Genomic DNA, 15,782 nt, shown 5'->3' with positions numbered 1-15,782 from the left:
AATGTTAGAAGTAAAGAATGTAAGCTATGCTTACAAAACAAAAAAAGATAAAACCATTTTGAATAATGTATCTGCTACTTTCGAGGAGGGTATCTTCTATACCATTGTCGGTCCGAGTGGTGCAGGAAAAACAACACTCTTATCGTTGTTAGCAGGCTTAGACACAGCGGTAAAAGGGACTGTCCTTTGCAATGGCGAGGACATTACAAAAAAAGGGCTGAATTACCACAGAAAGCATAATATCTCATTGGTATTTCAAAATTATAATCTGATTGATTATTTGACAACGGTTGAAAATGTCAAATTAGGTGGTAGTGGAAATGCTGAAAAATTATTGGAAGAAGTCGGCATTGGAAAAGAATACTGGCAGAGAAATGTATTGCAACTATCTGGCGGACAGCAACAGCGTGTAGCGATTGCAAGAGCATTAGCCAGCGACGCTCATGTACTTTTGGCAGACGAACCGACGGGAAATCTTGACGAAACTACCGCTGATGAAATCATTGCTTTGCTGAAAAAGACTGCACATGAATTAGGAAAATGTGTTGTTGTGGTTACACACAGTAAGCATTTGGCAGAAGAAGCCGACGAAATCTTAGAAATTAAAAACGGTGCAATTTCTTTTCTGTCTGATTAAATTAGAATAGTGCCGTAAAGGAGTTGTCATTATGGAATATTTTAGATATACCTCGACGCAATCAGTTTGAACCTAACGGCATTTTTATAACAACTGAATATAGCACAGTTTTAAAAGCTCGTACAGACTATATGTTTTGTGCGGGCTTTTTTCATGCCAGAAAAAAATTTTTTAAAGTTTTTTCGATTTTGGTTACGCTGTCCCCCACTTTCAACGCGGTATATATGAAAAGGGGCAGACACCTCTTTTCGACTAGCGAAAGGAGGTGAGGAAAATGAAACCGTCAGAACTACAAGAAAAAACCTGTCATCAATTCGATTGTGCTATTAAAACAGTTATACGTCATAGAGCGATTGACTTCTATCGAGCGATACGTCGTTCAGAGAAAAAAGAAATGCCATTCGCCGAAATTATGGACGACCTCTTAAATTCCATAGGTACAGAAGATACATATTCTACGGATTATGTTGCGGTATTTGAAGTCTGTGGAGAAAAAGTATCAATCGAAGATGAACAACTGGCTCGTGCATTGAAAGCTATTGAAGAACGAAAGCGTAATATCGTTTTACAGTATTTTTTCATTGGCGACACGGACACTTACATTGGGAAAATGCTTGACTGTTCCAGAGCGAATGTAACGAAGTGCAGAATACAAGCACTAGACAAGTTAAAGCAACTGATTGAGGAGGAAAAAGAAAAATGCCAAAAGAGCTGACACCGACTTTCACGGTTATTTCCAAAGCCTGCGACGGCGACGAAACAGCAATTTCAAAAATCTTGGAATTTTATGACCCATATATCAATCAGTGCTGTATGCGTCCGTTTTACGACGATAACAACAACTTACGTCTTGCGGTAGATTTGGAAATGAAAGGTTTTATCAAAGAAGCGATTATTCGTAAAATCTTAAACTTTGATATTAAACGCTTCTAATTCATATTGGGATTGATTATGCCCGTCTGGTCTTTGACAACTGAATAAAGCAGACAGATACGTTTGTGAGATAGCAAGCCACGGGGACTGTACGCCATGACCTTTCCAAAAGAAAGCGAGCGACCCACGCAGTGATCCGAGAGCGACTGTTGGAATAGTCGTTTTGCCACGACCTATCCTCACAGAATAATGATACGTCCGCATGGTGCGGTTCTGCCCACAAGAATGGGAATAGTTGAGATACTAACGGAGCTTTCCAAAGCCGTTTGTCTGCTTGTAAAAAAATGACACACAGTAAAGGGGGTGCATAGATTATGAACAATACTGATGTGCCTATCTGGGAAAAATATACGCTGACGATTGAAGAAGCGTCTAAATACTTCCGTATTGGCGAAAAGAAATTGCGTAAATTAGCCGAAGAAAATCTTGACGCTGGCTGGGTTATCGTGAACGGTAATCGTATTCAGATTAAGCGAAAACAATTTGAAAAAATCATAGATACATTGGACGAAATCTAATGTCATTGAGCCGTAGATATGGTATAATATTAGTAGCGTATCACGGCTCATTCCATGACGGAAAGGAGCTTTACACTATGTCTAATGTGAAACGAAAAGACAGTAAAAATCGCAATTTGCGTAATGGAGAGAGCCAGCGAAAAGACGGAAGATACGTTTATAAATATACCGATATATACGGAAAGCCACAATTTATCTATTCTTGGAAACTTGTACCGACAGACAAGACACCTGCTGGAAAGCGTGATGATATATCGTTGAGGGAAAAAGAAGCACAGATAAAAAAAGACCTTAACGACGGTATCGACACAGTCGGCGGTAAAATGACAGTCTGCCAGCTCTACGACAAGAAGAACAGTCAAAGAAAGAACATCAAAAGGGCTACTGAAAAAGGACGACAGTATCTTATGAACGCTTTGAAAAATGACCCATTAGGTATGAGGGCGATTGATACGGTTAAGCAGTCGGACGCTAAAGAATGGGCTATCAGAATGAGCGAAAAAGGATATGCCTATAAAACGATTGATAACTATAAACGTTCCTTGAAAGCGTCATTTTACATGGCAATACAAGACGACTGTATCAGAAAGAACCCATTTGAATTTAAGTTAAGTGATGTTCTGGAAGATGATACCGAACAGAAAGTTATCCTTACACCAGAGCAGGAAGAACACCTGCTTGCCTTTATGGAAAAGGACAAGATTTACAGTAAGTATTATGATGAGGTTGTGCTTCTGCTGGAAACGGGACTTCGTATTTCTGAATTTTGCGGACTGACGACGCATATTGATATGCAGAACAGAATACTCAATATAGACCACCAGTTATTGAAAGATAGCGAAATGGGCTACTATATTGAAACACCAAAGACCAAAAACGGAAAACGGGAACTTCCATTGACAGAACGGGCTTATCAAGCAATCCAAAGAATACTAAAGAACAGAGGAAAGGCACAACCGCTGATTGTAGGTGGTTACAGCAATTTCCTATTCCTAAATCGTGAGGGCTTGCCTAAAGTTGCAGGAAACTATGAGGGCATGGTGCGAGGACTGATTAAGAAGTATAACAAGTATCACACGGACAAGTTACCGAACATCACGCCACATTCATTCAGACATACTTATTGTACGAATATGGCAAACAGAGGAATGAACCCAAACACTCTGCAATATCTCATGGGACACGCTAACATAACCATGACACTTGGCTATTATGCACACGGCACATTTCAATCTGCAAAAGCAGAACTGGAAAGGCTGGCTTGTTAATATCGGAGCTTATATTTACTACTCATTTACTACTTTTGGTTGCATTTTCATGCTGGTAAATGCCAGCTTATGCAAGGTATCTTCCGAAAAGAAAATACCGATAAAGCCCTAAAATACGGGATATATCGGCATTTACCAACTTATGAAAAGATAATCAGAAATTTAGTAAGTTTTTCATTGAAAAACAAAAAATGGATGGCGATTCTTTTAGGAGGAATCATGGCAGCATCTCTGGCAGCTCCGTGTTCAGTAAGCGCAGCAGAGAAAACAACAATTACTTTCTGGCATGCAATGGGCGGCACAAACGGTGAGGTGCTTCAGCAGATCGTGGATGATTTCAACGCATCCCAGGATGAGATCGAGATTAAGGCTGAGTATCAGGGAACCTATGATGATACCATCACAAAACTGAAAGCTGCTATGCAGAGTGATTCCGGTCTTCCGGATGTTTGCCAGATGTATGACGTAGGAACAAAGTTCATGTATGACAGTGGTGCTGTCATTCCTGTAGAAGACAAATTTGAGAGCACAGGCTATGATAAGAGTTCCGTTATGGATGTTATCAGCAGCTACTATACCGTAGAAGGCAAGCAGTATGCAATGCCATTTAACGTATCCACACCTATGCTGTATTACAACAAAGACGTATTTGAGGCAGCAGGACTTGATCCTGAAACTCCTCCGACAACTTATGATGAGGTTCTTGAGGATGCCAAGAAGATCGTAGAGAGCGGAGCAGCTCCGGTTGGTTATTCACAGGCTATTTACGGATGGTTCTTTGAGCAGCAGCTTGCAGGACTTGGCGTAACATACGGAAACAATGACAATGGACGTACAGAGGCAGTTACAGCTGTTGATTTTGATTCCAACGGCGGCGGACTGAAAGTATTTGACATGTGGAAAAAGCTGTATGATTCCGGATACTTCGAAGATTACGGAACAACAACAGCAGATACTCAGACAGCGTTCTTCTCCGGACAGGTTGGTATGTTCATCGAGTCTACTGCTATCCTGAAAAACGCAGTTGATTCTTCACCGTTCGAAGTTGGTACAGGATATCTTCCGAGAATCGAGCAGAATGATGAAGGCGGTGTTATCATCGGTGGTGGATCCCTGTGGCTTACAGATACAGGTAACGAAGCTAACGAAGATGCAGCATGGAAATTCATCGAGTACATCACAACTCCTGATGTACAGGCTAAATGGTCCATGGGCACAGGATACTTCGCAATCAACGAGAAAGCTTATGAGACAGACGATATGAAAGCTTATCTTGAAGAGAATCCGAACTTTATGACAGCTATCAACCAGCTGAAGGATTCTCCTGTAAACTGCAATACAGCAGGTGTTCTTTCCGGTGTACAGACAGAGGCCCGTCTTACATTCAACGAGATCATGCCGCAGGTATATGATGGCAAGCTCACAACTCAGGACGCTGTTGATCAGCTTGCAGCTTCTGTAAACAAAGCAATCGAGAACTATAACGAGTCTATTAAATAATCAGAATGCCCTCTGATCAGTAGATAGAGTAACAGATAGGGATACCGCCGCCAGGCGCCGGTATCCCTGCTGTTTTACATGCTGTGAGACTACAGATAATGTATATCCGGGGCATAGGATCATATGAAAAACTGCGTAGTGAGACGGACAGAGAGAGTCCGGCTGACTAGACAGCTTTCGAATGGCGGGAGTGTGGTCTACGGCGTTTGTGCAGGGCAAAATGGAAGGATACGCTATTGGCGTTATCACCGGCGGAAAATAATGATACAACAGGAAAGGGGCAAATTTATGGGCGGAATTCTCGGAGCATATAATGCAATATCGGATTATTTGCACACTTTAAATATGGGATCGACGCTGTTTCGGCTGATCCTTGCGATGTTTCTTGGATGTCTGATCGGTATTGACCGTGGAATGAAGAAGCGTGTGGCAGGTGTAAAAACACATATGATCGTCTGTATGGGGGCAACCCTAGTTATGATGACGGGCGATTTTATCCATGTATATTCTAACGGGGCAGGGATCGGAGATACTGCACGACTTGGCGCGCAGGTTGTCAGCGGGATTGGTTTTCTTGGCGTAGGAACGATTATCGTGACCGGGCAGAGACATGTTTCAGGTCTCACGACGGCGGCCAGTCTCTGGACATCCGCATGTATCGGACTGGCTGTGGGGATCGGCTTTTACAGCGGTGCGATCTTTACCACGCTGGGACTTATTCTGGTGTTCAAATATGCGAAATATATAGAGGTTTATGTGGAAGAGCATTCCAATACCTATGACGTATATATGGAGTTTGAAAATGAAGACAAGATGAGTATGGTCATAAAGAAGCTTCGGGAAGAGGACATCCTGATCTCCAACGTAGTTATCATCAAAAAGAGATCCAAAACACAGAGTGTGGTGATCCAGGCAACAATGGAGGCTGCCAAATGGAAAGCACGCCATACTGTATTTCGTGAGGTAAGACAGCAGGAAGGAGTTATTTCTGTGGAGGAAATATGATCGGGAATACAATGAAACTTATCATTTTTTTGATGAAGTTAAAAGTACGTTAAAGAAAAAACGATATATTTTACGAAAAATGCACTTGAAATACGAAGAATAGCCTGATATAATGAGTACAAAGTGAAGAAGGAATCTGATTCAGCTTGCTGAATACAGAGAATGCCATTGAGAACAGAGACCGGCATGAAGACACATGGATAAATGTGTTTTTATGCCGGCTATTTTTATGTACAAATGTTAATGTTTCAAAAGGATTACAAGGGTTACAAGGGTTACGGCATAAAAATAATGGCATATTCGCTTGAAAGATTGCTGTTCGTAAGCAGTACTCCTCGCAGAATATTTACCTGCGGACGGCAATGCTTGTGTTGCAACGGATATTCTGCTGTTTCCGGCGCAGAGAAAGCCGGGGACAGTTCAGAAGATCCGCAAACAGGAAAGGAGAAACAGATCTATGTATGATGTGATCATTATCGGAGCAGGAGTTTCCGGAGCGGCAGCGGCGAGAGAGCTTTCAAGATATCGGCTGAAAATCTGCGTTCTGGAGCGAGAAGAGGATGTATGCTGTGGAACTTCCAAGGCAAACAGCGGAATCGCTCATTCCGGTTATGATGCAGAACCGGGAAGCCTTATGGCGGAACTGAATGTGAAGGGCAGCAATATGATGGGACAGCTTTCGAAGGAACTGGATTTTCCTTTTAAACAGACTGGTTCACTGACTGTCTGTACAACTGAGAATGGAATCGCCATGCTGCATAAGCTGCGTGAAAGAGGACTGAAAAACGGAGTAGAGGGACTGAGGGTCCTTGACAGAGAAGAGGCACTTGCCATGGAGCCGAATCTGTCTGACCAGGTGCTGGCAGCACTGTATGCACCGACAGCCGGAATTGTCTGTCCCTTTGAACTGAACATTGCAATGGCAGAGAATGCATATAACAATGGTGTGGAATTTAAATTTGACACAGAAGTAAAGAACATCCGAAAAAAGGAAAAAGGTTTTGTTGTGGAAACCTCAAAAGGTGATTTTGAGACAGGCTGTATCGTTAATGCTGCCGGTGTCTATGCGGATGTTTTTCATAATATGGTAAGTGAGAAAAAACTGCATATCACTCCTCGTAAGGGTGAGTATATGCTCCTTGATAAAAGTGCAGGAACACATGTGAATCATACGATCTTTGCACTTCCAAACAAGAGCGGAAAAGGAGTTCTGGTAACACAGACTGTTCATGGAAACCTTTTGATCGGACCTACAGCTACGGATCTGGAGGATCGGGAGGAAACAGCAACTACCTCGGAGGGGATGGAGACAGTAAGCGTCAAATCCGGTAAAACAGTAAAGGATATTCCACTGCGGAAGGTGATCACAAGCTTTGCGGGACTCCGTGCTGTCGAGGATGGTATGGATTTTGTGATCAAAGAGGTGGAGGATGCACCCGGATTTATCGATTGTGCAGGAATCGCATCACCGGGACTTACCAGCTCACCGGCCATTGGCTGTATGATTGCTGACATCGTAAAAGAAAAATTACATCCGGAAGTAAATCCGGATTTTAATCCGGTGAGAAAAGGGATCCTGGATCCGTCAGAGCTTTCTCTGGAAGAAAGAAATGAGCTGATCAAAAGATCACCGGAATATGGAAATATCATCTGCAGATGTGAGATGATCTCTGAGGGAGAGATTCTGGATGCGATCCGAAGACCTCTCGGAGCGAAATCTCTGGATGGAGTAAAACGTCGTACAAGAGCAGGAATGGGAAGATGTCAGTCAGGCTTTTGCTCTCCCAGAACAATGGAGATCCTCAGCCGGGAGCTTGGCATTTCCATGGAGGAGATCACAAAAACAGGCGGAGATTCCAGACTGATCGAAGGAATCAACAAGAAAATTGCAGAGGAGGGCGAGAACCATGAATGATAAGATTATGGTGAAGAGAGATATCGTGATCATAGGCGGAGGCCCTGCAGGACTGGCAGCAGCCCTGGCTGCAAAGAAAGAGGGAGCAGAGAGTATCCTGATCCTGGAACGTGATAAGGAACTGGGCGGGATTTTGAATCAGTGTATCCATAATGGATTTGGCCTTCATACATTTCAGGAGGAGCTGACAGGACCGGAATATGCGGCACGCTTTATCCGGATGGTAAAAGAGCAGCAGATCGAGTACCGGCTGAACACCATGGTCATGGATATCAGCCAGGATAAGGTGATCACTGCCATGAGCCGCCAGGAGGGAATGTATCAGATCCGGGCAAAAGCTGTGATCCTTGCCATGGGCTGCAGGGAGAGACCGCGAGGTGCGCTGAACATTCCGGGATATCGACCGGCAGGCATTTATTCAGCAGGAACAGCACAGCGCCTTGTAAACATGGAAGGATTTATGCCGGGAAAAAAAGTAGTGATCCTGGGATCCGGTGATATCGGATTGATCATGGCCAGACGTATGACGCTGGAAGGCGTAGAGGTTAAGGCAGTGGCAGAACTGATGCCATATTCCGGAGGCCTGAAGCGAAATATCGTGCAGTGCCTGGACGACTTTGGGATCCCGTTGAAGCTTAGCCATACAGTGGTTGACATAAAAGGAAAAGAGCGTGTGGAAGGAATCACTCTTGCAGAGGTAGACGAAAACAGACGCCCGATTCCCGGTACAGAGGAATTTTTTGAATGCGATACGCTTCTTCTTTCTGTTGGTCTGATCCCGGAGAATGAGCTTTCCGGACAGGCAGGTGTGAAGCTGAGCAATGTGACCTCCGGACCGGTGGTAAATGAAAGTCTGGAGACAAATGTAGAAGGCGTTTTTGCCTGCGGAAATGTTCTTCATGTTCATGACCTGGTGGATTTTGTTTCGGAGGAAGCCGGCAATGCAGGAAGAAATGCGGCTCTCTATATAAACAACAATGGAGAGGACAAAATACCGGAAGAGATAAAGATCACGCTTTCGCCCAAAAACGGAGTCCGCTATACAGTGCCGTCTGAGATCCGTATCGGTCATATGGCGGAGGAGCAGCTGGTCCGCTTCCGTGTGGGAAATGTGTATAAAAATTGTTACATCCGTGCATATCTGGATGGAGAACGGATCTTTTCCAGAAAAAAACAGGTGGCAGCACCCGGAGAGATGGAACAGATCAAATTGAAAAAAGAGCAGCTTCTTTCCATTCTGGAAGGAAAACAGAAACAGGATAAACATGAACTTGTGATCCAGGTGGAGGAGTGATGAAAATGGAAAAAAGGAATCTTACTTGTATCGGATGTCCTATGGGATGCGCCCTTCTGGTGGAAATGAATGGAAAAGAGATCATTTCCGTCACAGGAAATACCTGTAAAAAAGGCGCGGAATATGCAGTGAAGGAAGTGACAGATCCGACCAGGATCGTGACAACGACCGTGCGTGTGAAGAATGGAAGCATGCCGGTGGTGTCAGTAAAGACAGCACAGGATATTCCGAAAGGAAAGATTTTTGACTGTGTGGAAACGCTGCGGGATGTATGTGTGGAAGCACCGGTTCAGATCGGGGACGTGATCCTGGAGAATGCAGCAGGAACAGGCGTGGATATCGTGGCTACAGGAAATGTGAAGCAGATCATACAGTGATCAGCAGAGGATATATATGGCAAACTGTATGCTTATAATATGTCAGCCCTCCGGCAGACAAAGCGAATAAAATAAACCTGAAAAGGCTTTTTTATCGCTTTGTTTGCTATGAAATGAAATATACAAAATGCACAAAAAATATCAGCGCTTAAAAAAAGATAATTGATTAAAAACAACAAAAAATATACATAAAAATAGATGAAAAATGTTGAAAATAAATAAATACTATGATATAATCAGAAATATAAATTGGCAAAAATGCTCACAATGATGTAATGCATTGAATGGAGGATGATTAGAATGAAAGTATTTGGACATCGTGGTTTCAGCGGAGAATATCCGGAGAATACAATGCTGGCGTTTCAGAAAGCTGTGGAGGCTGGCTGCGAGGGAATCGAGCTTGATGTGCAGCTGACCAAGGATCTGGTTCCGGTGATCATGCACGATGAGAAGGTTGACCGTACCACAGATGGAAACGGATATATCTATGATCTTACATATGCTGAGCTGTGTAAACTGGATTGCAGTTATCCGGATAAGTTTGCCGGAAAATTCGGCAGGCTTCAGATTCCGACTCTGAGAGAGTATTTGGAGTGGATGGCAGAGGAGGAAGATCTGATTACAAACATCGAGCTGAAGAACAGTGTTTATTATTATGGTGGTATGGAAGAGAAGGTCATTGATATGATCTGCGAATATGGTCTGGAGGATCGGATCATCCTTTCCTCTTTCAATAACGCATCCATTGTATTGTGCAGACAGAGTGATGAGACTATTGCAGGAGGCTTTCTGGTAGAGAAATACGTGGATAATGCAGGGGTTTATGCAAGAACCTGTGATGTGCAGTATTATCATCCGAATCTGGAATACCTGAAGGAAGAGCATGTACGCAGCTGTTCCCAGAACGGGATCGGAGTGAATGTCTGGACTGTAAACGAGGAAGAGGATATGAGAAGGATGAAGAAATGGGGAGTAAACTCCATCATCACCAATTATCCGGACAGAGGAAGAGCAGTGGCAGACGAGGATTGAAACTGTAATGCAAAGACGCTTTCTGTAAGGTACATACAGGAGGCAGGCTAAATTTGAAATCTCCGGCAGGAGGGGGTCCTGCTGCAGATCTATATAAGCAAAATAAAAAACTATAATAATGTATATGGAGGATTTTTACAATGGAGAAAGAAACAAGACCTTTTATTTCCTGGCAGCTTGCAGATGATTTTATGACTGCAGTATTTGAGAAAATGGGAGTTCCGACGGAGGATGCAAGACTTTGCGCTGATGTACTTCTGGAAAGTGACAGACGTGGAATCGAGAGCCATGGTTGCAACCGCTTTAAACCGATCTATATCGACCGTATCAAATCCGGAATCTTAAATCCTGTAACAAAGATCGATATTCTTAAAGAGACACCGACAACTGCAGTTCTTGATGCTAACGATGGTATGGGAATGGTAGCCAGCAAGAAGGCTATGGACATGTGTATCGAAAAGGCACATAAATACGGCATGGGTATGGTTGCAGTCCGTAACTCTTCTCATTATGGAATCGCAGGATATTGGACAGGTCTCGCAGCAAAAGAGAATATGATCGGTATCAGCGGTACCAACGCAAGACCATCCGTTGCACCGACATTTGGTGTTGAGAATATGCTTGGAACCAACCCACTGACATTTAGTATGCCTACAGATGAGCCGTTCCCGTTTACACTGGACTGTGCAACATCTGTTATCCAGAATGGCAAGATCGAATACTACGCACGTATTAACCATGATACTCCTAAGGGTCTTGTTATTTCCAGAGAAGGAGAGGAGCTTACAGATAGTGCAGAGATCCTTAAGAAGATCAGAAGCCAGCAGGCAGCACTTGCTCCTCTCGGTGGATTTGGTGAGACAACCGGAGGATATAAGGGATACGGATACTCTACTGTTGTTGAGATCCTTTCCGCTGCTCTTCAGTCCGGTCTCTTCCTGAAAGCTCTGGATGGTAAGGATGAGGAAGGAAAGATCCGTCCATATCATCTTGGACATTTCTTTATTGCTATCGACACAGAGGCATTTATGGGTGCAGAGGCATTCAAGAAAACATGCGGTGATATCCTGAGAGACCTGAGAGGCTCCGAGAAGGCTCCTGGACAGGAACGTATCTACACAGCAGGCGAGAAGGAATATGATGTATGGATGTATCGTAAGGATAAGGGAGTTCCGGTGACAGAGGCAGTTCAGAAAGAGTTTATCGGACTTCGCGATGAATTCGGACTTACACAGTTCAAATTCCCGTTTGAGAAATAATGTATCTGCAGAAGGGAAGTCCATAGGGGCTTCCCTTCTTTTACCAGAGAAGAAGATTGTCTGAGAATTGTAATACAGCCGGAAATAAAACAAATATATTTGGCAAATGCGTCTGGTCTTTGAAGCAATAAACTGATACAATAAGAATAATATCTTCAAATAATGCGCGGAGATAAAATGATATTGTGTGAACATTGCGGAGGAAGAGAGAAGATGAACAAAGAATTTCTGGACGCGATCGAGGCGAACCCGATCATAGCGGCTGTAAAGGATGAGCAGGGGCTTCAGAACTGTTTGGGCAGGGAGGAGCTTACCGTGATCTTTATCCTGTATGGAGATATCCGTTCTATTGGGGGAATTGTGGAGCGGATCCACCAGGCGGGGAAGATCGCGATGGCACATATAGACCTGATCACAGGTTTAAGCTCAAAAGAGGTTTCTGTGGATTATATTTGTAAAAATATCCATGCAGATGGGATCATTTCAACAAAAGCATCCATGATCAACAGGGCGAAGAAGCTTGGAATGTATACAGTTCTGCGTTTTTTCCTTATTGATTCCATGGCAATCAAGAACATTGAGAATCTGGAAAATCAGCATGAGCAGCTGCCGGATGTGGTGGAGGTTCTGCCGGGGGTGATGCCGAAGATTCTTAAACAGATATGTAAAACAAGCAAAGTGCCTGTGATCGCAGGCGGTTTGATCTCCGATAAGGAGGATGTAATGGGAGCGCTGGGTGCGGGGGCAGCAGCGGTTTCCACTACAAATCAGAAGGTATGGGAATTGTAAGGCTGCAGAGGCATTGATCTGCAGCAAAGAAATGTATTGGAGGATTTTTATATGGCAAAATATATTATGGCGCTGGATTCCGGAACGACCAGTAATCGCTGTATTCTTTTTGATGAAAACGGAAGGATCCGCAGTGTGGCACAGAAGGAGTTTATCCAGCATTTTCCGAAACCGGGATGGGTAGAGCATGATGCAGGTGAGATCTGGTCCACACAGCTTTCTGTTGCCAGAGAGGCTATGAACCAGATTGAGGCAACGGCAGAGGATATTGCGGCGATCGGTATCACCAATCAGAGAGAGACCACCATTGTCTGGGATAAGAATACGGGACAGCCGGTTTATCATGCCATCGTATGGCAGTGCAGAAGAACTTCAGAATACTGCGACAGCCTGAAAGCGAAGGAACTGGAAGAAAAATTCCGTCAGAAAACAGGACTTGTTATTGACGCGTATTTTTCTGCCACCAAAGTAAAATGGATCCTGGATAATGTGGAGGGTGCCCGCGAAAGAGCAGAGAGGGGAGAGCTTCTGTTTGGTACCGTGGAGACCTGGCTGATCTGGAAACTGACCAAGGGAGCTGTTCATGTAACAGATTATTCCAATGCATCCAGAACGATGATGTTCAATATTAATACACTGGAGTGGGATGATGAGATCCTGGAGGAGCTTGACATTCCGAAATGCATGCTTCCGCAGGTAAAAGAGTCCAGTGAGATTTATGGTGAGACAGATCCGTCCTTTTTCGGTGGAAGGATCCCGGTAGCCGGTGCTGCCGGTGACCAGCAGGCGGCGCTGTTCGGACAGGCCTGCTTTGAGAAAGGTGAAACCAAGAATACATACGGAACCGGTGGTTTTCTTCTGATGAATGCAGGAGATAAACCGGTATTTTCCAATAACGGGCTGGTTACAACCATCGGATGGGGACTTAACGGAAAGATCACTTATGTTCTGGAGGGATCCGTATTTGTGGCTGGTGCTGCGATTCAGTGGCTTCGTGATGAGCTTCATCTGGTGGATTCTGCATCGGATACCGAGTATTTTGCGGGAAAAGTACCGGATGCAAACGGCTGCTACGTCGTGCCTGCATTTACGGGACTTGGAGCTCCTTACTGGGATCAGTATGCCCGTGGCACGATCGTGGGATTGACCCGTGGTGTAAATAAGTATCATATTGTGCGTGCGACTTTGGAATCTCTTGCATATCAGGTCAATGATGTGCTGGAGGTTATGAAGGAAGATTCCGGAAGTGACCTTGCAGTTCTTCGTGTAGACGGCGGAGCAAGTGCAAACAATCTTCTTCTGCAGATTCAGGCCAATATCAGTAATGTGGCTGTAGAACGTCCGGAATGTATTGAAACAACTGCTCTTGGTGCCGCATATCTGGCAGGTCTTGCTGTGGGCTTCTGGAAAAGCAAGGAGGCAGTACTGGAAAGCCGTGATGTGGAACGTATTTTCCGCACGGAGATCGATGATGAGAAGCGAAATGCCATGGTAAAAGGCTGGAGAGCTGCAGTAGGCTGCTCCAGAGACTGGATCAAAAAGATCCAGTAAAAGGTAAAAAAGAAAAGTCATGCAGCGGGACCGGATGAAAATGTCCTGTGCATGGCTTTTTTGCGCTTTCGGAATGTCACAGACAGACCGTCATAGTAAGCGATCGCGGAACAGATCCGCCGGAGTTTACAGAGTGGTCAGATCGATTCTGTAATCGTCGGAACCTTCTCCGTCAGCAGTGTAGTAAGCTGCTCTTTCTTCTGCATTTACATAAATGTGGAGCTCTTTGCCTTTCAGGCCTTTTGCTTCTGCATCTTTCTTAACAGCTGCCTCAAGGTCGGCAACTGTGATGGATGTCTCAAAAATTTCAAGTGTGATGCCGCTGATCTTATGATTTTTTACAGTGTTCTTAACTTCTTCTACTACTTCTGGTGCCTTGGCTGCTACAGTCTCTGTTGCTTTTTTGACTGCTTTAACGGTTTTTTCAGCTGCAGGTGTTTTTTCAATCTTTTCTACAGTTGATTTCACGGTAGCTTTGGCTTTGGTGGTTGCGCTCTTCAGGTTGCTTGTTCTGCTGTTTCTTCTTTTTTCCATAATGGAACACTCCCTTCCACATATCTCGCTGACAGAACTGATCTGTCGGAATATGTACCTGTTTACAGTATCATGAATCCGGTGGAAAGTCAAATTTTTGCTTGGGTGTTGCATTTCCGGCGGTTGTCGTATAAACTGGATTACAGAGAAAATCAGACAGGGGTACAGAGATTGAAGAATATTCAGGAAGATATTAAAACAGGAAAATTTAAGCAGGCATATCTCCTTTATGGTGAGGAAGCCTATCTGAAACAGCAATATAAAAGAAATCTGGTGAAAGCTCTGAACCCGGACGATGATACCATGAATTTCAACAGATATGAGGGGAAGGGAATCGATGTCCGGGAGCTTTTGAGTCTTTGTGATACCATGCCCTTTTTTGCAGAGCGAAGAGTAGTCCTTCTTGAGGATACGGGATTCTTTAAGAATAAATGTGAGGAACTGGCAGATTATATGAAAGCTCTGCCTGATTATCTGTATCTGGTGTTCTGCGAGTCTGAAGTAGATAAAAGAAGCCGTATGTACAAGGCGGTAAAAGCCTGCGGCAGCATCGGGGAATTTAAACAGCAGGATGAAAAGACTCTTATGCGGTGGGCAGCAGGAATCCTTGGAAAAAATGGCCGCAGGATCACCCAGAGAGATGTGGAGCTTTTGCTGACCATGACGGGAACAGATATGGGAAATATAAGGATGGAGCTGGAAAAGCTGATCTCCTATACAGTTGGAAGAGATGTTGTGACTGCTGCAGATATCCGGGCTGTCTGTACTACACAGACAACCAATAAGATCTTTGATATGGTGCGTGCGGTGACGGAGAAGAATCAGAAGCGGGCCCTGGATCTGTACTATGACCTTCTGACTCTTCGGGAACCGCCAATGAGGATATTGTTTCTTCTGGCGAAACAGTTTCGCCAGATCTGCCTGACTAAGAAAATGTCGCAGGAAGGTCTTTCTCAGACTGAGATCGCTTCCAAACTGGGAGTACCCTCTTTTGTTGTGCGGAATCTGGCGTCCTGTGCCAGATCCTACACTGTGGAAGAGCTGGAGAATGCCGTGCGGGATTTTGTGGATGCGGAAGAGGCGGTAAAGACAGGTACACTTGGAGATGTGCTCAGCGTGGAGCTTCTGATCGTGAAGTACAGCTCGGCGAGAGCAGTGAGAGCCTGAGTT

Annotated in this window: 16 protein-coding genes; 15 read left to right on the top strand and 1 reads right to left on the bottom strand. The window is 44.3% G+C overall.

The window, feature by feature from the left end; translation table 11 throughout:
* Position 1 precedes the first annotated feature (1 nt).
* The 14 genes from EYS05_RS03150 to glpK all read left to right on the top strand — a co-directional run bounded on the left by EYS05_RS03150 (position 2) and on the right by glpK (position 14,078).
* Positions 2 to 637, top strand: a complete 636-nt coding sequence (locus EYS05_RS03150) for an ABC transporter ATP-binding protein (protein ID WP_003431891.1) — start codon at positions 2 to 4, stop codon at positions 635 to 637.
* A 274-nt stretch (positions 638 to 911) separates the two neighbouring features.
* Positions 912 to 1,352, top strand: a complete 441-nt coding sequence (locus tag EYS05_RS03145) for an RNA polymerase sigma factor (RefSeq protein WP_003431889.1) — start codon at positions 912 to 914, stop codon at positions 1,350 to 1,352.
* The gene (locus EYS05_RS03140) at positions 1,337 to 1,570 is read left to right on the top strand and encodes a helix-turn-helix domain-containing protein (RefSeq protein WP_003431885.1); all 234 of its coding nucleotides are present in this window, start codon (positions 1,337 to 1,339) and stop codon (positions 1,568 to 1,570) included. Before EYS05_RS03145 ends, EYS05_RS03140 begins: the two co-directional genes overlap by 16 nt.
* Positions 1,571 to 1,884: 314 nt before the next feature.
* Entirely contained in the window at positions 1,885 to 2,088 is a 204-nt protein-coding gene (locus EYS05_RS03130; protein WP_002347229.1) for an excisionase, read from the top strand.
* Between the two features lie 77 nt (positions 2,089 to 2,165).
* Positions 2,166 to 3,356 (top strand): site-specific integrase, encoded by a 1,191-nt coding sequence (locus EYS05_RS03125; protein ID WP_025489609.1) that lies wholly within the window; start codon positions 2,166 to 2,168, stop codon positions 3,354 to 3,356.
* Between the two features lie 219 nt (positions 3,357 to 3,575).
* Positions 3,576 to 4,856: an ABC transporter substrate-binding protein gene (locus tag EYS05_RS03120; protein WP_243119200.1), complete on the top strand. Its 1,281-nt coding sequence runs from the start codon at positions 3,576 to 3,578 to the stop codon at positions 4,854 to 4,856.
* A 288-nt stretch (positions 4,857 to 5,144) separates the two neighbouring features.
* A complete protein-coding gene (locus tag EYS05_RS03115) occupies positions 5,145 to 5,861 on the top strand; it encodes an MgtC/SapB family protein (RefSeq protein ID WP_158293300.1) in 717 nt (238 codons plus the stop codon).
* A gap of 457 nt (positions 5,862 to 6,318) precedes the next feature.
* Entirely contained in the window at positions 6,319 to 7,776 is a 1,458-nt protein-coding gene (locus tag EYS05_RS03110) for an NAD(P)/FAD-dependent oxidoreductase (protein WP_138276589.1), read from the top strand.
* A gap of 7 nt (positions 7,777 to 7,783) precedes the next feature.
* On the top strand, positions 7,784 to 9,070 hold the full coding sequence (locus EYS05_RS03105) for an NAD(P)/FAD-dependent oxidoreductase (RefSeq protein WP_138277670.1): 1,287 nt from the start codon (positions 7,784 to 7,786) through the stop codon (positions 9,068 to 9,070).
* 5 nt (positions 9,071 to 9,075) lie between these two features.
* On the top strand, positions 9,076 to 9,447 hold the full coding sequence (locus EYS05_RS03100; RefSeq protein ID WP_138276588.1) for a DUF1667 domain-containing protein: 372 nt from the start codon (positions 9,076 to 9,078) through the stop codon (positions 9,445 to 9,447).
* Between the two features lie 300 nt (positions 9,448 to 9,747).
* Positions 9,748 to 10,479 carry a glycerophosphodiester phosphodiesterase gene (locus EYS05_RS03095; protein ID WP_021976755.1) on the top strand — a complete coding sequence of 244 codons (732 nt, stop codon included), beginning with the start codon at positions 9,748 to 9,750 and terminating at the stop codon, positions 10,477 to 10,479.
* A gap of 140 nt (positions 10,480 to 10,619) precedes the next feature.
* On the top strand, positions 10,620 to 11,738 hold the full coding sequence (locus EYS05_RS03090) for an Ldh family oxidoreductase (RefSeq protein ID WP_015527445.1): 1,119 nt from the start codon (positions 10,620 to 10,622) through the stop codon (positions 11,736 to 11,738).
* A gap of 213 nt (positions 11,739 to 11,951) precedes the next feature.
* A complete protein-coding gene (locus EYS05_RS03085) occupies positions 11,952 to 12,527 on the top strand; it encodes a glycerol-3-phosphate responsive antiterminator (RefSeq protein ID WP_138276587.1) in 576 nt (191 codons plus the stop codon).
* Between the two features lie 51 nt (positions 12,528 to 12,578).
* The gene (glpK, locus tag EYS05_RS03080) at positions 12,579 to 14,078 is read left to right on the top strand and encodes a glycerol kinase GlpK (RefSeq protein WP_138276586.1); all 1,500 of its coding nucleotides are present in this window, start codon (positions 12,579 to 12,581) and stop codon (positions 14,076 to 14,078) included.
* Positions 14,079 to 14,204: 126 nt separating this feature from the next.
* On the opposite strand, the gene EYS05_RS03075 is transcribed toward glpK, so the two are convergent.
* Entirely contained in the window at positions 14,205 to 14,612 is a 408-nt protein-coding gene (locus EYS05_RS03075; RefSeq protein WP_015527442.1) for a DUF6465 family protein, read from the bottom strand.
* 171 nt (positions 14,613 to 14,783) lie between these two features.
* Between EYS05_RS03075 and holA the strand changes: the two genes are divergently transcribed.
* Positions 14,784 to 15,779, top strand: a complete 996-nt coding sequence (holA, locus tag EYS05_RS03070) for a DNA polymerase III subunit delta (RefSeq protein ID WP_118625892.1) — start codon at positions 14,784 to 14,786, stop codon at positions 15,777 to 15,779.
* The last annotated feature ends 3 nt before the right edge of the window (positions 15,780 to 15,782 follow it).

Source organism: Blautia sp. SC05B48 (assembly GCF_005848555.1).
Lineage (GTDB): Bacteria > Bacillota > Clostridia > Lachnospirales > Lachnospiraceae > Blautia_A.
Note: the sequence above shows the minus strand (reverse complement) of the source record. Positions and strands in the feature narration are given on the sequence as shown.

Coding starts and splice junctions, on each gene's coding strand:
- EYS05_RS03120 (WP_243119200.1), top strand. CDS start 3,576: ATGGCAGCATCTCTGGCAGCTCCGTGTTCAGTAAGCGCAGCAGAGAAA.
- EYS05_RS03100 (WP_138276588.1), top strand. CDS start 9,076: ATGGAAAAAAGGAATCTTACTTGTATCGGATGTCCTATGGGATGCGCC.
- EYS05_RS03145 (WP_003431889.1), top strand. CDS start 912: ATGAAACCGTCAGAACTACAAGAAAAAACCTGTCATCAATTCGATTGT.
- EYS05_RS03150 (WP_003431891.1), top strand. CDS start 2: ATGTTAGAAGTAAAGAATGTAAGCTATGCTTACAAAACAAAAAAAGAT.
- EYS05_RS03085 (WP_138276587.1), top strand. CDS start 11,952: ATGAACAAAGAATTTCTGGACGCGATCGAGGCGAACCCGATCATAGCG.
- EYS05_RS03095 (WP_021976755.1), top strand. CDS start 9,748: ATGAAAGTATTTGGACATCGTGGTTTCAGCGGAGAATATCCGGAGAAT.
- EYS05_RS03110 (WP_138276589.1), top strand. CDS start 6,319: ATGTATGATGTGATCATTATCGGAGCAGGAGTTTCCGGAGCGGCAGCG.
- EYS05_RS03140 (WP_003431885.1), top strand. CDS start 1,337: ATGCCAAAAGAGCTGACACCGACTTTCACGGTTATTTCCAAAGCCTGC.
- EYS05_RS03115 (WP_158293300.1), top strand. CDS start 5,145: ATGGGCGGAATTCTCGGAGCATATAATGCAATATCGGATTATTTGCAC.
- EYS05_RS03090 (WP_015527445.1), top strand. CDS start 10,620: ATGGAGAAAGAAACAAGACCTTTTATTTCCTGGCAGCTTGCAGATGAT.
- EYS05_RS03130 (WP_002347229.1), top strand. CDS start 1,885: ATGAACAATACTGATGTGCCTATCTGGGAAAAATATACGCTGACGATT.
- EYS05_RS03125 (WP_025489609.1), top strand. CDS start 2,166: ATGTCTAATGTGAAACGAAAAGACAGTAAAAATCGCAATTTGCGTAAT.
- EYS05_RS03105 (WP_138277670.1), top strand. CDS start 7,784: ATGGTGAAGAGAGATATCGTGATCATAGGCGGAGGCCCTGCAGGACTG.
- EYS05_RS03075 (WP_015527442.1), bottom strand. CDS start 14,612: ATGGAAAAAAGAAGAAACAGCAGAACAAGCAACCTGAAGAGCGCAACC.
- glpK (WP_138276586.1), top strand. CDS start 12,579: ATGGCAAAATATATTATGGCGCTGGATTCCGGAACGACCAGTAATCGC.